This window comes from Salmonella sp. SJTUF15581 (assembly GCF_043356775.1).
Classification (GTDB): domain Bacteria; phylum Pseudomonadota; class Gammaproteobacteria; order Enterobacterales; family Enterobacteriaceae; genus Salmonella; species Salmonella enterica.
Window position 1 is genome coordinate 26,505 of the sequence record NZ_JBEUJY010000008.1, and the last position, 17,124, is coordinate 43,628.

14 protein-coding genes are annotated in these 17,124 nt (G+C 57.2%); 10 read left to right on the forward strand and 4 right to left on the reverse strand.

Translation table 11 applies throughout. The features are described from left to right. The first annotated feature begins 7 nt into the window (after positions 1 to 7). The 4 genes from fes (at position 8) to wzz(fepE) (ending at position 6,738) form a co-directional block, all read left to right on the forward strand. Positions 8 to 1,222, forward strand: coding sequence for an enterochelin esterase (gene fes / locus ABVN36_RS14840; protein WP_023137886.1), 1,215 nt, complete (start codon positions 8 to 10; stop codon positions 1,220 to 1,222). A 30-nt stretch (positions 1,223 to 1,252) separates the two neighbouring features. After that, positions 1,253 to 1,471, forward strand: a complete 219-nt coding sequence (locus ABVN36_RS14845; RefSeq protein WP_023137885.1) for an MbtH family protein — start codon at positions 1,253 to 1,255, stop codon at positions 1,469 to 1,471. Further along, complete coding sequence (gene entF, locus ABVN36_RS14850; RefSeq protein WP_023137884.1) at positions 1,468 to 5,352, forward strand: enterobactin non-ribosomal peptide synthetase EntF; 3,885 nt, start codon at positions 1,468 to 1,470, stop codon at positions 5,350 to 5,352. Before ABVN36_RS14845 ends, entF begins: the two co-directional genes overlap by 4 nt. Before the next feature lie 249 nt (positions 5,353 to 5,601). Beyond that, on the forward strand, positions 5,602 to 6,738 hold the full coding sequence (gene wzz(fepE), locus ABVN36_RS14855) for an LPS O-antigen length regulator Wzz(fepE) (RefSeq protein WP_023137883.1): 1,137 nt from the start codon (positions 5,602 to 5,604) through the stop codon (positions 6,736 to 6,738). 52 nt (positions 6,739 to 6,790) lie between these two features. Here the strand turns inward: wzz(fepE) and fepC are convergent, their stop codons facing one another. From fepC to fepD, 3 genes are read right to left on the reverse strand one after another with little or no spacing between them, the layout of a single operon-like run. After that, positions 6,791 to 7,585 carry an iron-enterobactin ABC transporter ATP-binding protein gene (gene fepC / locus ABVN36_RS14860; protein WP_000140622.1) on the reverse strand — a complete coding sequence of 265 codons (795 nt, stop codon included), beginning with the start codon at positions 7,583 to 7,585 and terminating at the stop codon, positions 6,791 to 6,793. Then, positions 7,582 to 8,571 (reverse strand): iron-enterobactin ABC transporter permease, encoded by a 990-nt coding sequence (gene fepG / locus ABVN36_RS14865; protein ID WP_000480064.1) that lies wholly within the window; start codon positions 8,569 to 8,571, stop codon positions 7,582 to 7,584. Before fepG ends, fepC begins: the two co-directional genes overlap by 4 nt. Beyond that, positions 8,571 to 9,578 (reverse strand): Fe(3+)-siderophore ABC transporter permease, encoded by a 1,008-nt coding sequence (gene fepD / locus ABVN36_RS14870; protein ID WP_001277879.1) that lies wholly within the window; start codon positions 9,576 to 9,578, stop codon positions 8,571 to 8,573. The genes fepG and fepD overlap by 1 nt, the downstream gene beginning before the upstream one ends. A 110-nt stretch (positions 9,579 to 9,688) precedes the next feature. Here fepD and entS point away from each other — a divergent pair, with 110 nt between their 5' ends. Further along, positions 9,689 to 10,933, forward strand: coding sequence for an enterobactin transporter EntS (gene entS, locus ABVN36_RS14875; RefSeq protein ID WP_023137882.1), 1,245 nt, complete (start codon positions 9,689 to 9,691; stop codon positions 10,931 to 10,933). Positions 10,934 to 10,995: 62 nt separating this feature from the next. On the opposite strand, the gene fepB is transcribed toward entS, so the two are convergent. Then, entirely contained in the window at positions 10,996 to 11,952 is a 957-nt protein-coding gene (gene fepB / locus ABVN36_RS14880; RefSeq protein WP_001238987.1) for a Fe2+-enterobactin ABC transporter substrate-binding protein, read from the reverse strand. A 307-nt stretch (positions 11,953 to 12,259) separates the two neighbouring features. On the opposite strand from fepB, the gene entC reads away from it, so the two are divergent. The 5 genes from entC to entH are packed head-to-tail and all read left to right on the forward strand — an operon-like array spanning position 12,260 to position 17,097. Then, the gene (entC, locus tag ABVN36_RS14885; protein WP_023137881.1) at positions 12,260 to 13,435 is read left to right on the forward strand and encodes an isochorismate synthase EntC; all 1,176 of its coding nucleotides are present in this window, start codon (positions 12,260 to 12,262) and stop codon (positions 13,433 to 13,435) included. A gap of 9 nt (positions 13,436 to 13,444) precedes the next feature. Further along, entirely contained in the window at positions 13,445 to 15,055 is a 1,611-nt protein-coding gene (gene entE / locus ABVN36_RS14890) for a (2,3-dihydroxybenzoyl)adenylate synthase EntE (RefSeq protein WP_023137880.1), read from the forward strand. A gap of 13 nt (positions 15,056 to 15,068) precedes the next feature. Further along, the gene (locus tag ABVN36_RS14895) at positions 15,069 to 15,926 is read left to right on the forward strand and encodes an isochorismatase (RefSeq protein ID WP_001007166.1); all 858 of its coding nucleotides are present in this window, start codon (positions 15,069 to 15,071) and stop codon (positions 15,924 to 15,926) included. After that, positions 15,926 to 16,681, forward strand: coding sequence for a 2,3-dihydro-2,3-dihydroxybenzoate dehydrogenase EntA (entA, locus tag ABVN36_RS14900; RefSeq protein WP_023137879.1), 756 nt, complete (start codon positions 15,926 to 15,928; stop codon positions 16,679 to 16,681). The genes ABVN36_RS14895 and entA overlap by 1 nt, the downstream gene beginning before the upstream one ends. A gap of 2 nt (positions 16,682 to 16,683) precedes the next feature. After that, on the forward strand, positions 16,684 to 17,097 hold the full coding sequence (gene entH / locus ABVN36_RS14905; protein ID WP_000637966.1) for a proofreading thioesterase EntH: 414 nt from the start codon (positions 16,684 to 16,686) through the stop codon (positions 17,095 to 17,097). Positions 17,098 to 17,124 lie beyond the last annotated feature (27 nt).

Below are 17,124 nucleotides of genomic sequence, written 5' to 3' on the forward strand. Positions count from 1 at the left end.
GGTTATAATGAAAGAGGCGCTGGCAACGGGAAGTGAGGCCTGGTGGAGGACGAAAACCGGGCCGGAATGGATACGGGAAAAAGACGGAAATTATCGGGTCACTTTTTGGTGGCGCGACCCGCAGGGAAACGAAACACACTCCCCGATACGGCATGTCTGGGTCTACATCACTGGCGTAACCGATCATCATCAAAACGCGCAGCCTCAGACGATGGCGCGTATTGCCGGAACGGATGTCTGGCGCTGGAGCACGGCGCTTAGCGCTAACTGGCGCGGCAGCTACTGTTTTATTCCTACCGAGCGCGATGACGTTTTTGCCGCTTTTGCGCCGGGCGAAACGCCCGATCGGAACGCGCTGCGTGAAGGCTGGCGACAGCTATTACCGCAGGCGATTGCCGACCCGCTTAATTCGCAAAGCTGGCGGGGAGGACGTGGTCATGCGGTTTCAGCGCTGGAAATGCCGGATGCGCCCCTTCAGCCGGGATGGGATCGTCCTGAAACGCCGTACTCGCCGCCTTTGATGATGCAGTGGCATAGCGAACGTCTGGGTAACTCCCGCCGCGTATGGATATTGACGACCGGAGACGAGGCGCCGGAGGAAAGACCGTTGGCTATTCTGCTGGACGGTCAATTCTGGGCAGAAAATATGCCCGTCTGGCCCGCGCTCGCCTCGCTGACTCATCAACGCCTGCTTCCCGGTGCCGTCTACCTGCTGATTGACGCGATTGATACTCACCACCGCAGCCAGGAGTTGCCCTGCAATGCCGACTTCTGGCTGGCGGTGCAGCAGGAACTGTTGCCGCAAGTCAGAGCCGTGACGCCTTTTAGCGATGATGCCGGGAGAACGGTGGTCGCCGGACAGAGTTTTGGCGGCCTGTCGGCGCTGTATGCCGGCCTGAACTGGCCGACGCGTTTTGGCTGTGTACTAAGCCAGTCAGGATCGTTCTGGTGGCCTCATCGCATCACCCCGCCGGAGGGGGAAGTCATTACCCGGCTGAAAACCGGCGCATTATGCGCGCGCGAACTGCGTATCGTACTGGAAGCCGGCGTGCGTGAGCCGATCGTGTTTCAGGCAAATCAGGCGCTTTATGCCCAACTGAACACCTCGCAGCAGTCCATTTTCTGGCGTCAGGTTGACGGCGGACACGATGCGCTTTGCTGGCGCGGCGGGCTAACGCAAGGGCTGATGCTGCTTTGGCAGCCGCTTATCGACACGCTTTAACCGGGCACATGTCCATGACAGGAGTTGAGTATGGAGTTCAGTAATCCCTTCGATAATCCGCAGGGACAGTTTTACATCCTGCAAAATGCGCAGCGTCAATTCAGCCTTTGGCCAGCGGCATGTGGGCTTCCCGCAGGCTGGGACGTGGTATGCGAACCGCAATCGCAGGACGCGTGCCAGCAGTGGCTTAATACGCGCTGGACAACACTGAATCCGGCGCATTATGCCGATAAGCAGGAGGCGAAATGACGCAGCGTTTACCGTTAGTCGCCGCCCAGCCGGGGATCTGGATGGCGGAAAAACTCTCTGATTTACCCTCCGCCTGGAGCGTGGCGCACTACGTGGAACTGAATGGCGAGCTGGATGCCGCCTTGCTGGCAAAAGCGGTAGCGGTAGGGATGCAACAGGCGGATACGCTACGGATGCGTTTTACCGAAGAGAACGGCGAGGTCTGGCAATGGATAGATCCTGAGCACACCTTCGGCGAGCCCCCGATTGCCGATTTACGCGACCAGCCCGATCCGCATCACGCGGCGCTGGCGTTAATGCAGGCGGATTTACGGCAAAACCTGCGCGCAGATAGCGGTAAGCCGCTGGCGTTTCACCAGTTAATCCGCATTGATGATACCCGCTGGTATTGGTATCAGCGCTATCACCATTTGCTGGTGGATGGCTTTAGCTTCCCGGCGATAACCCGCCAGATTGCGGCGATTTATCGCGCCTGGCAGAGCGACGCCCCTACGCCGGAGTCGCCTTTTACCCCCTTTGCGGATGTGGTCGAGGAATATCAGCGCTATCACCAGAGCGAGGCCTGGCAGCGTGACGGCGCCTTCTGGGCGCAGCAGCGCCGCGAGCTGCCGCCGCCGGCGTCAATTTCTGCCGCGCCGTTGCCGGGGCGGTCGGCGAGCGCGGATGTTCTGCGTATGAAATTGAGCGCGCCGGCGGGGGCGTTTCGCCAACTGGCGGCGCACATGCCTGAGATACCGCGAGCGGATCTTGCCCTGGCGCTGGTGACGTTGTGGCTGGGACGATTATGCGGGCGAATGGATTATGCCGCCGGATTTATCTTTATGCGGCGGATGGGCTCAGCGGCGTTAACGGCGACCGGGCCTGTCCTTAACGTGTTGCCGCTGGCGGTTAACCTTCATGCGACGGAAGATCTGCCAACGCTGGCGAAGCGTCTTGCGGCGCAGTTAAAGAAGATGCGCCGCCACCAGCGTTACGACGCCGAACAGATTGTACGCGATAGCGGGCGAGCCGCAGGGGAAACGCCGCTATTTGGCCCGGTGCTCAATATAAAAGTATTTGATTATCATCTGGATCTTCCTGGCATACAGGCGCAAACCCATACCCTGGCGACGGGGCCGGTTAACGATCTTGAACTGGCGCTTTTTCCGGATGAAAACGGCGGTCTGGATATTGAATTGCTGGCGAATGCGCAGCGTTACGATGACGCCACGCTCTCCCGCCATGCCTTACGGTTGATGGCGCTTATCACGCAGTTTGCGGATAACCCGGCGCTGCGCTGCGGCGATGCGCAAATGCTGCTGGCGGAAGAACAAACGCAATTAGCACACCTTAATAATACGGCGGTAACGATTCCCGCCGCCACGCTTAGCGATTTGGTGGCGCAGCAGGCGCAAAAAACGCCAGAGGCTTCCGCGTTGGCAGATGCGCATTATCACTTTACCTACCGTGAAATGCGCGAACAGGTTGTGGCGCTGGCGTACGCGCTGCGGGAACGCGGCGTTCAGCCTGGCGATAGCGTGGCGGTGGCGTTGCCGCGGTCGGTTTTCCTGACCTTAGCGCTGCATGGCATTGTCGAGGCGGGCGCCGCCTGGCTGCCGCTGGATACCGGTTATCCTGACGATCGGCTGCGAATGATGCTGGAAGATGCGCAGCCGAAACTGTTAATTACGACTCAGGCGCAGCTGGCGCGCTTTCACGATATTCCGGGGATGGAGTATTTGTGTTATAGCCAACCGCTACCGGTCAGTGACGCCACTCCGCTGGGGCTGTCGTTACCGCATCATACCGCTTACATCATTTTCACCTCTGGCTCGACGGGCAGGCCGAAAGGGGTGATGGTGGGACAAACGGCGATAGTCAACCGGCTGCTGTGGATGCAGGATCACTATCCGTTGACGGCGGATGATGTAGTAGCGCAAAAAACGCCGTGCAGTTTTGACGTCTCAGTATGGGAGTTTTTCTGGCCGTTTATCGCCGGGGCGAAACTGGTGATGGCCGAGCCGGAAGCGCACCGCGACCCGCTCGCGATGCAACGGTTCTTTGCGCAATACGGCGTCACGACCACTCATTTTGTGCCGTCGATGCTGGCGGCCTTTATTGCCTCGCTCACGCCAGCGTCGGCTGGGAAAAGCTGCGCTTCCTTAAAGCGCGTTTTCTGTAGCGGCGAGGCCCTGCCGACGGCGCTGTGCCGCGAATGGGAGACGTTAACCAACGCGCCGCTACACAATCTGTACGGGCCAACGGAGGCCGCGGTGGATGTGAGCTGGTATCCGGCCTGTGGCGATGAGCTGGCGGCTGTTGACGGCAACAGCATCCCGATTGGTTATCCCGTCTGGAATACCGGTTTACGTATTCTCGATGCGCATATGCAGCCGGTGCCGCCGGGCGTGGCTGGCGATCTCTATCTTACCGGTATCCAACTGGCGCAGGGCTATCTGGGGCGTCCGGATCTTACCGCCAGCCGTTTTATCGCCGATCCTTTTGCGCCAGGCGAACGGATGTACCGTACCGGAGATGTGGCGCGCTGGCTGGATTCCGGCGCGGTGGAGTACCTGGGGCGCAGCGACGATCAGCTCAAAATTCGGGGTCAACGTATTGAACTGGGCGAGATTGACCGCGTCATGCAAACGCTGCCGGATGTTGAACAGGCGGTAGCACATGCCTGCGTCTTTAATCAGGCGGCGGCGACGGGCGGGGATGCCCGGCAACTGGTCGGCTATCTGGTGTCGCACTCCGGTTTGCCGCTGGATTTACCGGCGCTGCAGGAAAAATTACGCCTAAAACTTCCCGCGCATATGGTGCCAGTTGTGCTGTTGCAACTTGCCAGCTTGCCGCTTAGCGCTAATGGCAAGCTGGATCGTAAAGCCCTGCCGCTGCCGGACCTGACGCCGCGCGTGAAAGGGCGTGCGCCGCAGTCCGCAACGGAGATTGCTGTCGCCGCGGCGTTTTCCCGCCTGCTGGGCTGTGAGATTAATGACGTTGAAAGTGATTTCTTTGCGCTGGGCGGACACTCGCTGCTGGCGATGAAACTGGCCGCGCAGCTAAGCCAGACGTTTAACCGCCAGGTGACGCCGGGGCAGGTGATGGTGGCGTCTGACGTGGCGCAGTTAAGTAAGCTGCTCGATACTGACGATGACGAACGCTCGCGCAATCTGGGGTTCGGGCCGCTGTTGCCGCTGCGTGAAAGCGATGGTCCAACGTTATTTTGTTTCCATCCGGCGTCGGGGTTCGCCTGGCAATTTAGCGTATTATCACGCTATCTCAGCCCGTCGTGGTCGATTATGGGGATTCAGTCGCCGCGCCCCGCTGGCCCTATGCAAACCGCAACCACTCTTGATGAGGTATGTGAACATCATCTGGCGACATTGCTCGCCCGGCAGCCGCATGGCCCTTATTATTTATTAGGCTATTCGCTGGGCGGGACGCTGGCGCAAGGGATCGCCGCCCGGTTGCGCGCACGCGGCGAAACGGTGGCGTTTTTGGGGTTACTGGACACCTGGCCGCCGGAAACACAAAACTGGCGGGAAAAAGAGGCGAATGGCCTCAATCCGGACGTATTGGCGGAAATTGAACGTGAACGCGCTGCGTTTGTCGCCGCGCAGCAGGGAAATGCCTCCGAAGCCTTATTTACCGCCATTGAAGGCAATTATGCGGATGCAGTCCGTTTGCTGACGACGGCGCATAGCGTACCGTTTGATGGACATGCTACGCTCTTTGTGGCGGATAAAACGGTGCCGGAAGGCGTATCGCCTGAACAGAGCTGGTCGCCGTGGATAGCGTCTTTGGCTATTTATCGCCAGCCGTGCGCGCATGTAGATATTATTTCTCCCTCCGCTTTTGAAACTATCGGGCCCATCATCAGCGAACTTATTAATAAATAACGGGCGTTGTTTCTGCCTTTAACAAATTAAATCCTGAAACCCATAATAATGACTAATTATTATGGGTTTTTTATTGCAACTATTAATTCTTTTAACATAAGTGATACATGCTACAGGCAAGTTTAATTCCGAATATTTAGCTTTTCGGGCACTGGCGCGTAAAGATTGTTTCGGATAATTCTGACTTGCTGTTAGAATCTCTGACAGGAATGTGTTCTTTCATTGGATAAAGTTTTCAGGTCATACGGCATGCCATCTCTTAATGTAAAACAAGAAAAAAATCAGTCATTTGCAGGTTACTCACTGCCGCCCGCCAACAGTCATGAAATCGATTTGTTTAGCCTTATAGAGGTGTTATGGCAGGCGAAACGTCGTATTCTTGCTACCGTTTTCGCCTTTGCGTGCGTGGGGTTGCTTCTGTCCTTTCTGCTGCCGCAAAAATGGACCAGCCAGGCGATTGTCACACCGGCGGAGTCGGTACAGTGGCAGGGGCTGGAGAGAACGTTGACCGCGCTGCGCGTGTTGGATATGGAGGTAAGCGTTGATCGGGCCAGCGTATTTAATCTGTTTATTAAAAAGTTTAGCTCGCCCTCGCTGCTGGAAGAATATCTTCGTTCTTCTCCGTATGTCATGGATCAATTAAAAGGCGCGCAAATAGACGAGCAGGATCTTCACCGGGCGATTGTCCTGCTGAGCGAAAAAATGAAAGCGGTGGACAGTAATGTCGGCAAGAAAAATGAAACGTCGTTATTCACGTCGTGGACGCTGAGTTTTACCGCGCCGACGCGGGAAGAAGCGCAAAAAGTGCTGGCTGGCTATATTCAGTACATCTCCGATATCGTCGTGAAAGAGACGCTGGAAAATATTCGTAACCAGCTGGAAATCAAAACCCGCTATGAGCAGGAAAAGCTGGCGATGGATCGGGTGCGTCTCAAAAATCAGCTTGATGCCAATATTCAACGTCTTCATTATTCGCTGGAAATCGCCAACGCCGCCGGTATTAAGAGACCGGTTTACAGCAATGGTCAGGCGGTAAAAGATGATCCGGATTTTTCTATTTCTCTCGGCGCGGATGGTATTTCCCGCAAACTGGAAATTGAAAAAGGGGTAACGGACGTGGCCGAGATCGACGGTGATTTGCGTAACCGTCAATACCATGTTGAACAACTGGCGGCAATGAATGTGAGTGACGTGAAGTTTACCCCGTTTAAATATCAACTGTCGCCGTCTCTGCCAGTGAAAAAAGATGGCCCGGGTAAAGCCATCATTATTATCCTGGCGGCGTTGATTGGCGGTATGATGGCCTGCGGCGGCGTATTACTGCGTCACGCGATGGTCTCGCGTAAAATGGAAAACGCGCTGGCGATAGATGAACGGTTAGTCTGATTTACCCGAAAAGCCGGATAGCGATATCCGGCTTTGTCATCTGTGTGGGCGACTATCGCCGCCCCAGCGGTACCACCAGCGGCGTCCCGGCAACCGGATCGTCGATAATCATACAGCGCAGCCCATAGATTTTTTCGATAAGCTCTGCGGTAACAATCTCTTTCGGCGCGCCCTGTGCGACAATGTTACCTTCGCGTAATGCAATCAAATGCGTGGCGTATCGGCAGGCCTGATTCAGGTCGTGCAGGACGGCGGCGAGCGTATAACCTTTTTCGCGGTTGAGATCGCTTAACAACTCCAGCAAATCAATTTGATGGCTAATATCCAGCCACGTTGTCGGCTCATCCAGCAGCATGATGGACGTTTCCTGCGCCAGCACCATGGCTATCCACGCCCGCTGACGTTGGCCGCCGGACAGAGTATCTACGCTTTGCGTCGCCAGTGAGGTGATACCTGTTGCACGCATGGCACTGGCGACGGCGTCGGCATCTTCCTTGCGCCAGCGGGTAAATAATGGCTGATGCGGATAACGCCCTCTGGCGACCAGTTCTTGTACGGTGATATCGCCCGGCGTAGTGGCGTTTTGCGCCAGCAATCCGATGCGCCGCGCCACCTCTTTACTGGCGTAACGCTGTATTTGTTCGCCATCCAGCCAGACATGGCCGTCAACAGGCGTCATCAGACGGCTTAGCGTGCGTAGTAACGTTGACTTGCCGCAGCCGTTAGGGCCGATGATGGCGGTAAAATGGCCGTCCGGAATCGAAACATTAAGGTTTTTTGCGACGGTATAGCTGCCATAACCCAGCGTTAACTGGTCGCCGCGCAAACGGGCTACGGATTCGGTCATTTTTTGCGGGACTCCTGAATTAACAAGACGATAAGGTAAATACCGCCGAGGCTGACGGTGACCACGCCCACTGGAAGCTGATAAGGCATAAACAGTTGCTGCGCGCACGCATCGGCGGCCAGTAGTAACAACGCGCCGCACAGCGCCGACTGGGTTAATCCCCAGCGCGCTGTGCCGCTAAGACGGCGGGCGATGTGCGGCGCGACAAGGGCAATAAACGAGATGGGGCCAGCCAGTGCCGTTGCCGCAGCGGTGAGCGACACCGCCACCAGCATCAGCATCAGGCGTGACCGCTCCACGCTAACACCCAGCGCGCAGGCGCTGTCATCGCCCATCTCCAGCAGCCGCATACGACGCACCAGTAGCGCGGCGCCTGTCAGCATTACAATAATCAGCGGCGCCGAAGGCCAGGTTTTTGCCCATGTCAGACCGTTGAGCGACCCGGCGTTCCATAAGCCGGCGGTGAGCGCCGTTTCCAGCGACGCCTGCAACAGAAGCCAGGTATTAAAGGCGACTAACATCGCGCGGATGCCGATACCGATGATAATCAGCCGGAAAGTTTCAATCCCGTTACGCCAGGCGAGCAGCCAGACAATCAATGACGTGACGATACCGCCCGCCATTGCCGCCAGCGCGATCGCGGTAAGATGCTGGCCAAACAGGACCATTGCGACCAGTACGCCGCTCCAGGCGCCGGTATTAAAGCCCATCACATCAGGGCTGCCTAGCGGGTTACGCATCAACGACTGAAAAATCGCGCCACTGACGCCAAGCGCAGCGCCAATCAGCAGCGCCATTAATACGCGCGGTAGTCGCCATTCGGTTACGACAAGGGTGATGTTACGCGGCGCGTCGCCCAGCAGCGCGGCAATAATCTGCCCGGTCTCAAGAGGCACGGCGCCGCTTTGCAGACTCCATAAGCCAATGGCGAAGCAGCCAGCCGCCAGAAGCAGGCAACTTACGATAAGCCGACGAGAAAGAAACATCACAGGCCGCCTCCGTTCGATTTACGGCGTACCAGAAAGATAAGTACCGGCGCGCCGATAAACGCACTGACAACCGATACGCGGAGTTCGCCCGGCACCAACAGACGACCAATAATATCGGCAAAAAGCAGCAGAGCAGGGGTTGCCAGTAGCGTCACTGGCAGCGACCAGCGGTGGTCTGCGCCCACCAGCCAACGCGCCATATGCGGCATCATCAGACCAATAAAGGCGATAGGGCCGACCAGCGCCGTTGCGCTGCCGCACAAGACGGTAATCGCCAGTAAACCGATAAGTTGGGTGCGCGCCACTTTACTCCCCAGCGCCGTCGCGGTATCGCTGCCGAGGCTCAGGCTGTTCAGCGCACGGCTCAGAAATAGCGCCACGATCCCAGCGATAACCACGGGTGCGAGCGCGACTTTCAACGTTTGCAGGCTGCGAATATCCAGCGATCCCGCCTGCCAGAAGCGAAGCTGGTCATAGACCTCTGGATTTAACAGCGCGATGCCGCTGGTCAGTCCTTCCAGTACCGCGCCAAGCGCCACGCCCGCCAGTGTCAGGCGGACCGGGCTTAACTGGCCGCCGCCCTGACTACCGGTAAAGGCGACAATCAGCGATGCGATAAGCGCGCCGCTAAATGCCATGAAAAGCTGTTCCAGCGGCGTGGAGAAACCAAACAGCGCCGCGCCCAGTACAATGGCGAAGCTGGCGCCGTTGTTAACGCCCAGAATCCCCGGGTCGGCGAGCGGGTTGCGAGTGAGTGTTTGCATGAGCGCCCCGGCGAGACCCAACGCGCCGCCCGCCAGTAATCCGGCCAGCGTACGCGGCAGACGCGCATCCAGGACGATGGTGCAATCGGCGCTTTGGCACACGCCGGTGAACGCCTCCAGCACGACGGCGGCGGGCAGCGGTTTCGCGCCAATGACCAGGCTTAAAACCGCGGCGAGACTCAGTAATAACAACAATCCGGGCACGGCAAACGCGCGCGTCACGGAAAACGAGCATGACATAGTAACTTCCCTGATAATGATAGTAATTATCGTTATCTATCTTATTTGGTTATGTTAGCATGTGCAGCCATTGAATGGATATTTAAAAAAACTCGCATTAAGGCGTTGTAATGAATCGACAATCCTGGCTGCTCAATCTCAGCCTGTTGAAGACGCACCCTGCATTTCGCGCAGTATTTCTGGCCCGTTTTATCTCTATTGTCTCGCTGGGGCTGCTTGGCGTGGCGGTTCCGGTACAGATCCAAATGATGACGCACTCCACCTGGCAGGTAGGGCTGTCGGTAACGTTAACCGGCGGCGCCATGTTTATTGGCTTAATGGTGGGCGGTGTGCTGGCCGATCGCTACGAACGTAAAAAGGTGATTCTGCTGGCGCGCGGTACTTGCGGTATTGGCTTTATTGGCCTGTGTGTGAACGCGCTGTTGCCGGAACCATCATTGCTGGCGATATATCTCCTTGGCCTGTGGGACGGCTTTTTCGCGTCTCTGGGCGTGACCGCGTTACTGGCGGCGACGCCAGCGCTGGTCGGAAGAGAAAATCTGATGCAGGCTGGCGCGATTACCATGCTGACGGTACGTCTGGGATCGGTTATTTCCCCGATGTTGGGGGGCATATTGCTTGCCAGCGGCGGTGTAGCCTGGAACTATGGGCTGGCGGCCGCCGGGACGTTTATTACGCTATTGCCGCTACTGACGCTGCCGCGACTGCCTGTTCCTCCGCAGCCGCGGGAAAATCCTTTTATCGCGTTACTGGCGGCATTTCGTTTTTTGCTCGCCAGTCCGCTTATCGGCGGTATTGCGCTGCTTGGCGGTCTGGTGACGATGGCAAGCGCGGTACGCGTCCTCTATCCGGCGCTGGCGATGAGCTGGCAGATGTCGGCGGCGCAAATCGGTTTACTGTATGTGGCAATTCCGCTGGGGGCGGCCATTGGCGCGCTGACCAGCGGACAACTGGCGCATAGCGTTCGTCCGGGGCTCATTATGCTGGTTTCGACAGTCGGTTCTTTTCTGGCGGTGGGGCTGTTCGCCATCATGCCGGTCTGGATCGCAGGTGTTATCTGTCTGGCGCTATTTGGCTGGCTTAGCGCCATCAGTTCGTTATTACAATACACTCTGCTGCAAACCCAGACGCCGGAAAATATGCTGGGGCGAATGAATGGCCTGTGGACCGCGCAAAACGTCACGGGAGACGCTATCGGCGCGGCGCTGTTAGGCGGTCTTGGCGCAATGATGACGCCGGTCGCTTCCGCGAGCGTGAGTGGATTCGGGTTGGTGATTATCGGTTTGCTGCTGCTGTTAGTGCTGGGCGAGCTACGTCGTTTTCGCCAGACGCCGCCGGTTAGCGATGCTGGCTGATGAAGGGACGTTTATCCGACTGACAAAATCGGTCTGGTCAGTCGGATAAGACTCCGATAAGGCTAAAACAGGGCGGCCAGCCGGTTAAGCAACAATGTTGCGCTGTAATAATCCAGACGGAACGTTTCCGTACCCAGGGCATAGACGCGCTTATTTTGCACCGCTGGCAGGTGCGCCAGCAGCGGATTGGCGTAAAGGGCCGCAACATCGTTGTTGTCGCCGGCAAACAGGAAAAGAGATTCGCCGTTTAACCCGGCGGCCAGATTTTCACCGCCAAGCTGAATGATATCGTGGCGCTTACCCTGGCTTTTGCTGGTTTGCAGCCCTCGGGGCAATGTCGCCAGCGTAAAGCCTAACTGCGTCAATAGCTTGCCTTGTGCTGATTCTGGCGTCCACAGATTGGCGCTATGCGCGGCAGGGGTATATACCAGCGCGCTAACCGGCTGCGGCGGCAGGGCGATTCGCTGTTTAACCGTCGTCAGTTGCGCCTCAAATTCCGCTATTCGCGCGGCGGCCTGTTTCTCCTGGCCGGTGATCTCGCCAAGCTGCGTGAGCAAACTCTGCCAGCTTTTATCGTCATAATTGATGACGAGCGTCGGCGCGATAGCGGAGAGCTGATCGTAAAGCGCCAGCGCGGAGTCGCCGCCGGTGGCGCTAATCAAAATGAGATCCGGCATTTGCGCGGCGACCGTTTCGGCATTCGGTTCGCCGATGTACAGCCGGGCGACATGGCGAGCCTTTGCTACGTCGCTCCACTGGCGCATAAACCCTTGATCGTCAGCAAAGCGGTTATTCGGCGTAGTGGCCCCGCTGGCGACGACGGGCGCATCAATCGCCAGCAGCGAGCCTGTCAACGTCACGCTGGTAGAGACGATACGCGCGGGTTTGTGGTCCAGAGTATGAACGCCGCGGCTGTCCTGGATTTGCCGGGGCCAACCGGCGTCCTGGGCTAAGGATATTCCTGAAATTGATATACCAACCACTAAAAGCAGCCAACGATAAAAGGCGGGGAGTCTCACAATAGCGTCCTGTTATTAATAAAGTTAATGCTTCTCATTTTCATATCGGAAGCAACGAGATGCAAGCCTTAGTGCCATTTAACTCATGACCAGAGTTGACAGAGCGACGTTTTACTCTTAGGTTAGCGCACTAAAAATAGAAATAATAATCATTATTATACACAAAATCATTCAAGAAGCATCGCGACGGCAAGGGAAGAATCCCCGCGGGCATAGATAACTGTGTGACCGGGGTTTCTGAGCGCAGCCAACAAAGAGGCAGCTTGAAAGATGAAGTGTATATAAGCCTTTATCATTGGAGGATGATATGGATATGTCACTGGCCGAGGACGCTCAGGAGACAATGGCAACGCTTGCTCCCGATCGCTTTTTCTTCATGTCGCCGTATCGCAGTTTTACCACTTCCGGGTGCTTCGCCCGTTATACCGAGCCTGCGGTTGCCGGAGATTCGCCGGATAGCCCTTTCCAGCAGAAATTGCGCCAGCAGTTTGCCGAGGCCAAATCGCAGGGCATCGCCAACCCTATCCTGGTGGGGGCAATCCCCTTTGATACCCGTCAGCCGTCGTCGCTATTTATCCCGATGGCGTGGCAGTCCTTTTCCCGCCAGCAAAAGCAGCGCACGGCGCGTTATTTTACTGACCATCAGCCGCTGACGGTGACGGCGCGAAAGGCGATTCCGGAGCAGGATGCTTTTGAAGCGATGGTCGCACGCGCGGCTATGCTGACCGCCACGCCAGACGTCGATAAAGTGGTGCTTTCCCGGCTAATAGATATCACCACTGATGTGGCGGTGGATAGCGGAGCATTGCTGGAGCGGCTGGTTGCGCAGAATCCAGTTAGTTACAACTTCCATGTGCCACTGGCGGATGGCGGCGTTCTGCTGGGCGCCAGCCCCGAATTGCTGCTACGCAAGGATGGCGAGCGGTTTAGTTCGCTGCCGTTAGCAGGCTCGGCACGCCGACAGCCCGATGACGTTCTGGATCGCGAGGCGGGAAACCGACTGCTGGCTTCACAAAAAGATCGCCATGAACATGAGCTGGTGACGCAGGCAATGAAGCAGATCCTGCGCGATCGCAGCACGGAACTGCAATTACCTTCCTCTCCGCAGTTGATCACCACGCCGACGCTATGGCATCTCGGTACGCCGTTTGAGGGCAAGGCCAACGCCGGAGAAAACGCGCTGACGCTGGCCTGTCTGCTGCATCCGACCCCTGCGTTAAGCGGTTTCCCCCATCAGGTCGCGAAAAAGCTGATTGCTGAACTGGAGCCGTTCGATCGTGAACTGTTTGGCGGCATTGTCGGCTGGTGCGACGCCGAAGGAAACGGCGAGTGGGTAGTGACGATTCGTTGTGCGAAATTGCACGGTAATCAGGTGCGCCTGTTCGCTGGCGCCGGGATTGTCCCTGCCTCTTCGCCAGTCGGCGAGTGGCGGGAAACCGGCGTCAAGCTCTCTACGATGTTGAACGTTTTTGGACTGCATTAAGGAACGATGATGCGTATACCTTTCACCCGTTGGCCGGATGAATTTGCCCGCCGTTATCGTGAAAAAGGCTACTGGCAAGACGTGCCGTTGACCGATATTCTGACCCGCCACGCTGACAGCGACAAGACGGCGGTCATTGAAGGCGAGCGCGCATTCAGCTATCGCCAGCTCAACCAGGCCGCGGATAATCTGGCCTGCAGTTTACGCCGTCAGGGCATCAAACCTGGCGAAACCGCTCTGGTGCAACTGGGGAATGTACCGGAACTGTATATCACCTTTTTCGCCCTGTTGAAGCTTGGCGTAGCGCCCGTTCTGGCGCTGTTTAGCCATCAACGTACCGAACTTAACGCCTATGCGATGCAGATCGCGCCGACGCTGGTGATTGCCGATCGCCAACATACGCTGTTCGCCGGGGAGGACTTTCTCAACACGTTTGTGGCTGAACACCGCTCTGTGCGGGTGGTGTTATTGCGCAACGACGACGGCGATCACAGCCTGGACGCGGCGATGCGGCAGGCGGCGGAAGATTTCACCGCCACGCCATCACCTGCTGACGAAGTGGCCTACTTTCAGCTTTCCGGCGGTACTACCGGCACGCCAAAGCTTATTCCCCGTACCCATAACGACTATTACTACAGCGTGCGCCGCAGCAATGAGATTTGCGGTTTCAACGAGGAGACGCGTTTTCTGTGCGCGATTCCCGCCGCGCATAACTACGCCATGAGTTCGCCGGGCGCGCTGGGCGTTTTTCTCGCCAAAGGAACGGTAGTGCTGACGACCGATCCTAGCGCCACGCTCTGTTTCCCGCTGATCGAAAAACACCAGATTAATGCCACGGCGCTGGTGCCGCCCGCGGTCAGTCTATGGCTACAGGCTATCCAGGAGTGGGGCGGCAATGCGCCGCTGGCGTCATTAAGGTTATTGCAGGTTGGCGGCGCGCGGCTTTCTGCGACGCTGGCCGCCCGTATTCCGGCTGAAATTGGCTGTCAGTTGCAGCAGGTCTTCGGCATGGCGGAAGGGTTAGTGAATTATACCCGGCTGGACGATAGTCCGGAACGGATTATCAATACCCAGGGAAGACCCATGTGTCCGGACGACGAAGTGTGGGTGGCGGATGCCGACGGGAATCCACTGCCGCCGGGCGAGATTGGTCGTCTGATGACGCGCGGCCCCTATACTTTTCGCGGCTATTTCAACAGTCCGCAACACAATGCCAGCGCCTTTGACGCCAACGGTTTTTACTGTTCCGGCGATCTGATCTCCATTGATCAAGACGGCTACATCACCGTTCACGGGCGTGAAAAAGATCAGATCAATCGGGGCGGCGAGAAGATAGCCGCCGAAGAGATAGAAAACCTGTTACTGCGCCACCCGGCGGTGATCCATGCGGCGCTGGTCAGCATGGAAGATGAACTGCTGGGGGAAAAAAGTTGCGCATATCTGGTGGTAAAAGAGCCGCTGCGAGCGGTACAGGTACGCCGTTTCCTGCGAGAGCAGGGCGTGGCGGAATTTAAATTACCGGATCGCGTGGAGTGCGTTGCGTCACTGCCGCTGACGCCGGTTGGTAAAGTCGATAAAAAACAATTACGCCAGCGGTTGGCGTCACGTTCACCGCTCTGAAGGAGAAAGAGAGATGGCCATTCCAAAACTACAGTCTTACGCGCTGCCCACCGCACTGGATATCCCGACCAACAAAGTGAACTGGGCATTTGAGCCGGAGCGCGCGGCGCTGCTCATCCACGATATGCAGGATTACTTTGTCAGCTTTTGGGGCCGCAACTGCCCAATGATGGACCAGGTGATTGCCAATATCGCCGCTCTGCGCCAGTACTGTAAGGAACATCATATCCCGGTCTATTACACCGCTCAGCCGAAAGAGCAAAGCGATGAAGATCGCGCGTTACTCAATGATATGTGGGGGCCGGGACTGACGCGCTCTCCGGAACAGCAGAAGGTGGTAGAAGCCTTAACGCCGGATGAGGCGGATACGGTGCTGGTGAAGTGGCGCTATAGCGCGTTTCACCGCTCGCCGCTGGAACAGATGTTAAAAGATACCGGACGCAATCAGCTCATCATTACCGGCGTGTATGCGCATATTGGCTGTATGACCACCGCTACCGATGCGTTTATGCGCGACATTAAGCCGTTTATGGTGGCGGATGCGCTGGCAGATTTCAGCCGGGAAGAGCATCTGATGGCGCTGAACTATGTGGCGGGGCGTTCCGGTCGCGTCGTCATGACCGAGTCGCTGCTGCCGACGCCGGTTCCTGCCAGTAAAGCGGCGCTGCGGGCGTTGATTCTGCCGTTGCTGGATGAGACCGACGAGCCGCTGGATGATGAAAACCTGATTGATTATGGCCTGGATTCAGTACGCATGATGGGGCTGGCAGCGCGCTGGCGTAAAGTACACGGCGATATCGACTTCGTGATGCTGGCGAAAAACCCGACCATTGACGCCTGGTGGGCGCTGCTTTCTCGCGGGGTAGAGTAATGACCGGCTTTGATTTTTCAGACAAAACGGTATGGGTGACCGGGGCGGGGAAAGGGATCGGTTACGCGACGGCGCTGGCGTTTGTCGACGCCGGGGCGCGGGTGATCGGCTTCGATCGCGAATTTATGCAAGAGAATTATCCCTTTGCTACCGAAGTCATGGATGTGGCGGATGCCGCACAGGTTGCGCAGGTGTGCCAGCGTGTGTTGCAAAAAACGCCGCGGCTGGATGTGCTGGTCAACGCCGCCGGTATTTTGCGTATGGGAGCGACCGATGCGCTTAGCGTCGACGACTGGCAGCAGACGTTTGCGGTCAATGTGGGCGGGGCATTTAACCTGTTTTCGCAGACGATGGCGCAGTTTCGCCGTCAGCAGGGAGGGGCGATTGTTACCGTAGCCTCAGATGCGGCGCATACGCCGCGTATCGGTATGAGCGCTTACGGCGCCTCTAAAGCGGCGCTGAAAAGCCTGGCGCTAACCGTAGGGCTGGAGCTGGCGGGCTGTGGGGTGCGCTGTAATGTGGTGTCGCCTGGTTCGACTGACACCGATATGCAGCGCACGTTATGGGTGAGTGAAGATGCCGAACAGCAGCGTATTCGCGGTTTCGGCGAACAGTTTAAGCTCGGCATACCGCTCGGGAAAATCGCCCGTCCGCAGGAGATAGCCAATACCATTTTGTTTCTTGCCTCCGATCTAGCCAGCCACATTACCTTGCAGGATATCGTGGTGGACGGCGGTTCAACATTGGGAGCCTGACGATGATCTGGAAACGGCATTTAACGCTGGATGAATTGAACGCTACCAGTCAGAACACGCTGGTGGCGCATCTGGGCATTGTTTACACCCGTCTGGGCGATGACGTGCTGGAGGCGGAAATGCCCGTCGATGCCCGCACTCATCAACCGTTTGGTCTGCTACACGGCGGCGCATCGGCAGCGCTGGCGGAGACGTTAGGATCAATGGCCGGTTATCTGATGACCCGCGACGGGCAGTGCGTGGTCGGGACCGAGTTAAACGCCACTCACCACCGCGCCGTCTCGCAGGGGAAAGTACGCGGCGTTTGCCTGCCGCTGCATCTGGGGCGGCAGAATCAAAGCTGGGAAATTACGCTCTTTGACGAGCAAGGGAGGCGCTGCTGCACCTGTCGCCTGGGAACGGCGGTAATGGGATAGTTCTGGCAAAGTAAAATGCAATTGCAG

Excerpts from the sequence above, each read along its gene's own strand:
- entE (WP_023137880.1), top strand. The coding sequence starts at position 13,445 with ATGCGTATACCTTTCACCCGTTGGCCGGATGAATTTGCCCGCCGTTAT.
- entS (WP_023137882.1), top strand. The coding sequence starts at position 9,689 with ATGAATCGACAATCCTGGCTGCTCAATCTCAGCCTGTTGAAGACGCAC.
- entC (WP_023137881.1), top strand. The coding sequence starts at position 12,260 with ATGGATATGTCACTGGCCGAGGACGCTCAGGAGACAATGGCAACGCTT.
- entH (WP_000637966.1), top strand. The coding sequence starts at position 16,684 with ATGATCTGGAAACGGCATTTAACGCTGGATGAATTGAACGCTACCAGT.
- entA (WP_023137879.1), top strand. The coding sequence starts at position 15,926 with ATGACCGGCTTTGATTTTTCAGACAAAACGGTATGGGTGACCGGGGCG.
- fepC (WP_000140622.1), bottom strand. The coding sequence starts at position 7,585 with ATGACCGAATCCGTAGCCCGTTTGCGCGGCGACCAGTTAACGCTGGGT.
- ABVN36_RS14895 (WP_001007166.1), top strand. The coding sequence starts at position 15,069 with ATGGCCATTCCAAAACTACAGTCTTACGCGCTGCCCACCGCACTGGAT.
- entF (WP_023137884.1), top strand. The coding sequence starts at position 1,468 with ATGACGCAGCGTTTACCGTTAGTCGCCGCCCAGCCGGGGATCTGGATG.
- ABVN36_RS14845 (WP_023137885.1), top strand. The coding sequence starts at position 1,253 with ATGGAGTTCAGTAATCCCTTCGATAATCCGCAGGGACAGTTTTACATC.
- fepD (WP_001277879.1), bottom strand. The coding sequence starts at position 9,578 with ATGTCATGCTCGTTTTCCGTGACGCGCGCGTTTGCCGTGCCCGGATTG.
- fepG (WP_000480064.1), bottom strand. The coding sequence starts at position 8,571 with ATGTTTCTTTCTCGTCGGCTTATCGTAAGTTGCCTGCTTCTGGCGGCT.
- fes (WP_023137886.1), top strand. The coding sequence starts at position 8 with ATGAAAGAGGCGCTGGCAACGGGAAGTGAGGCCTGGTGGAGGACGAAA.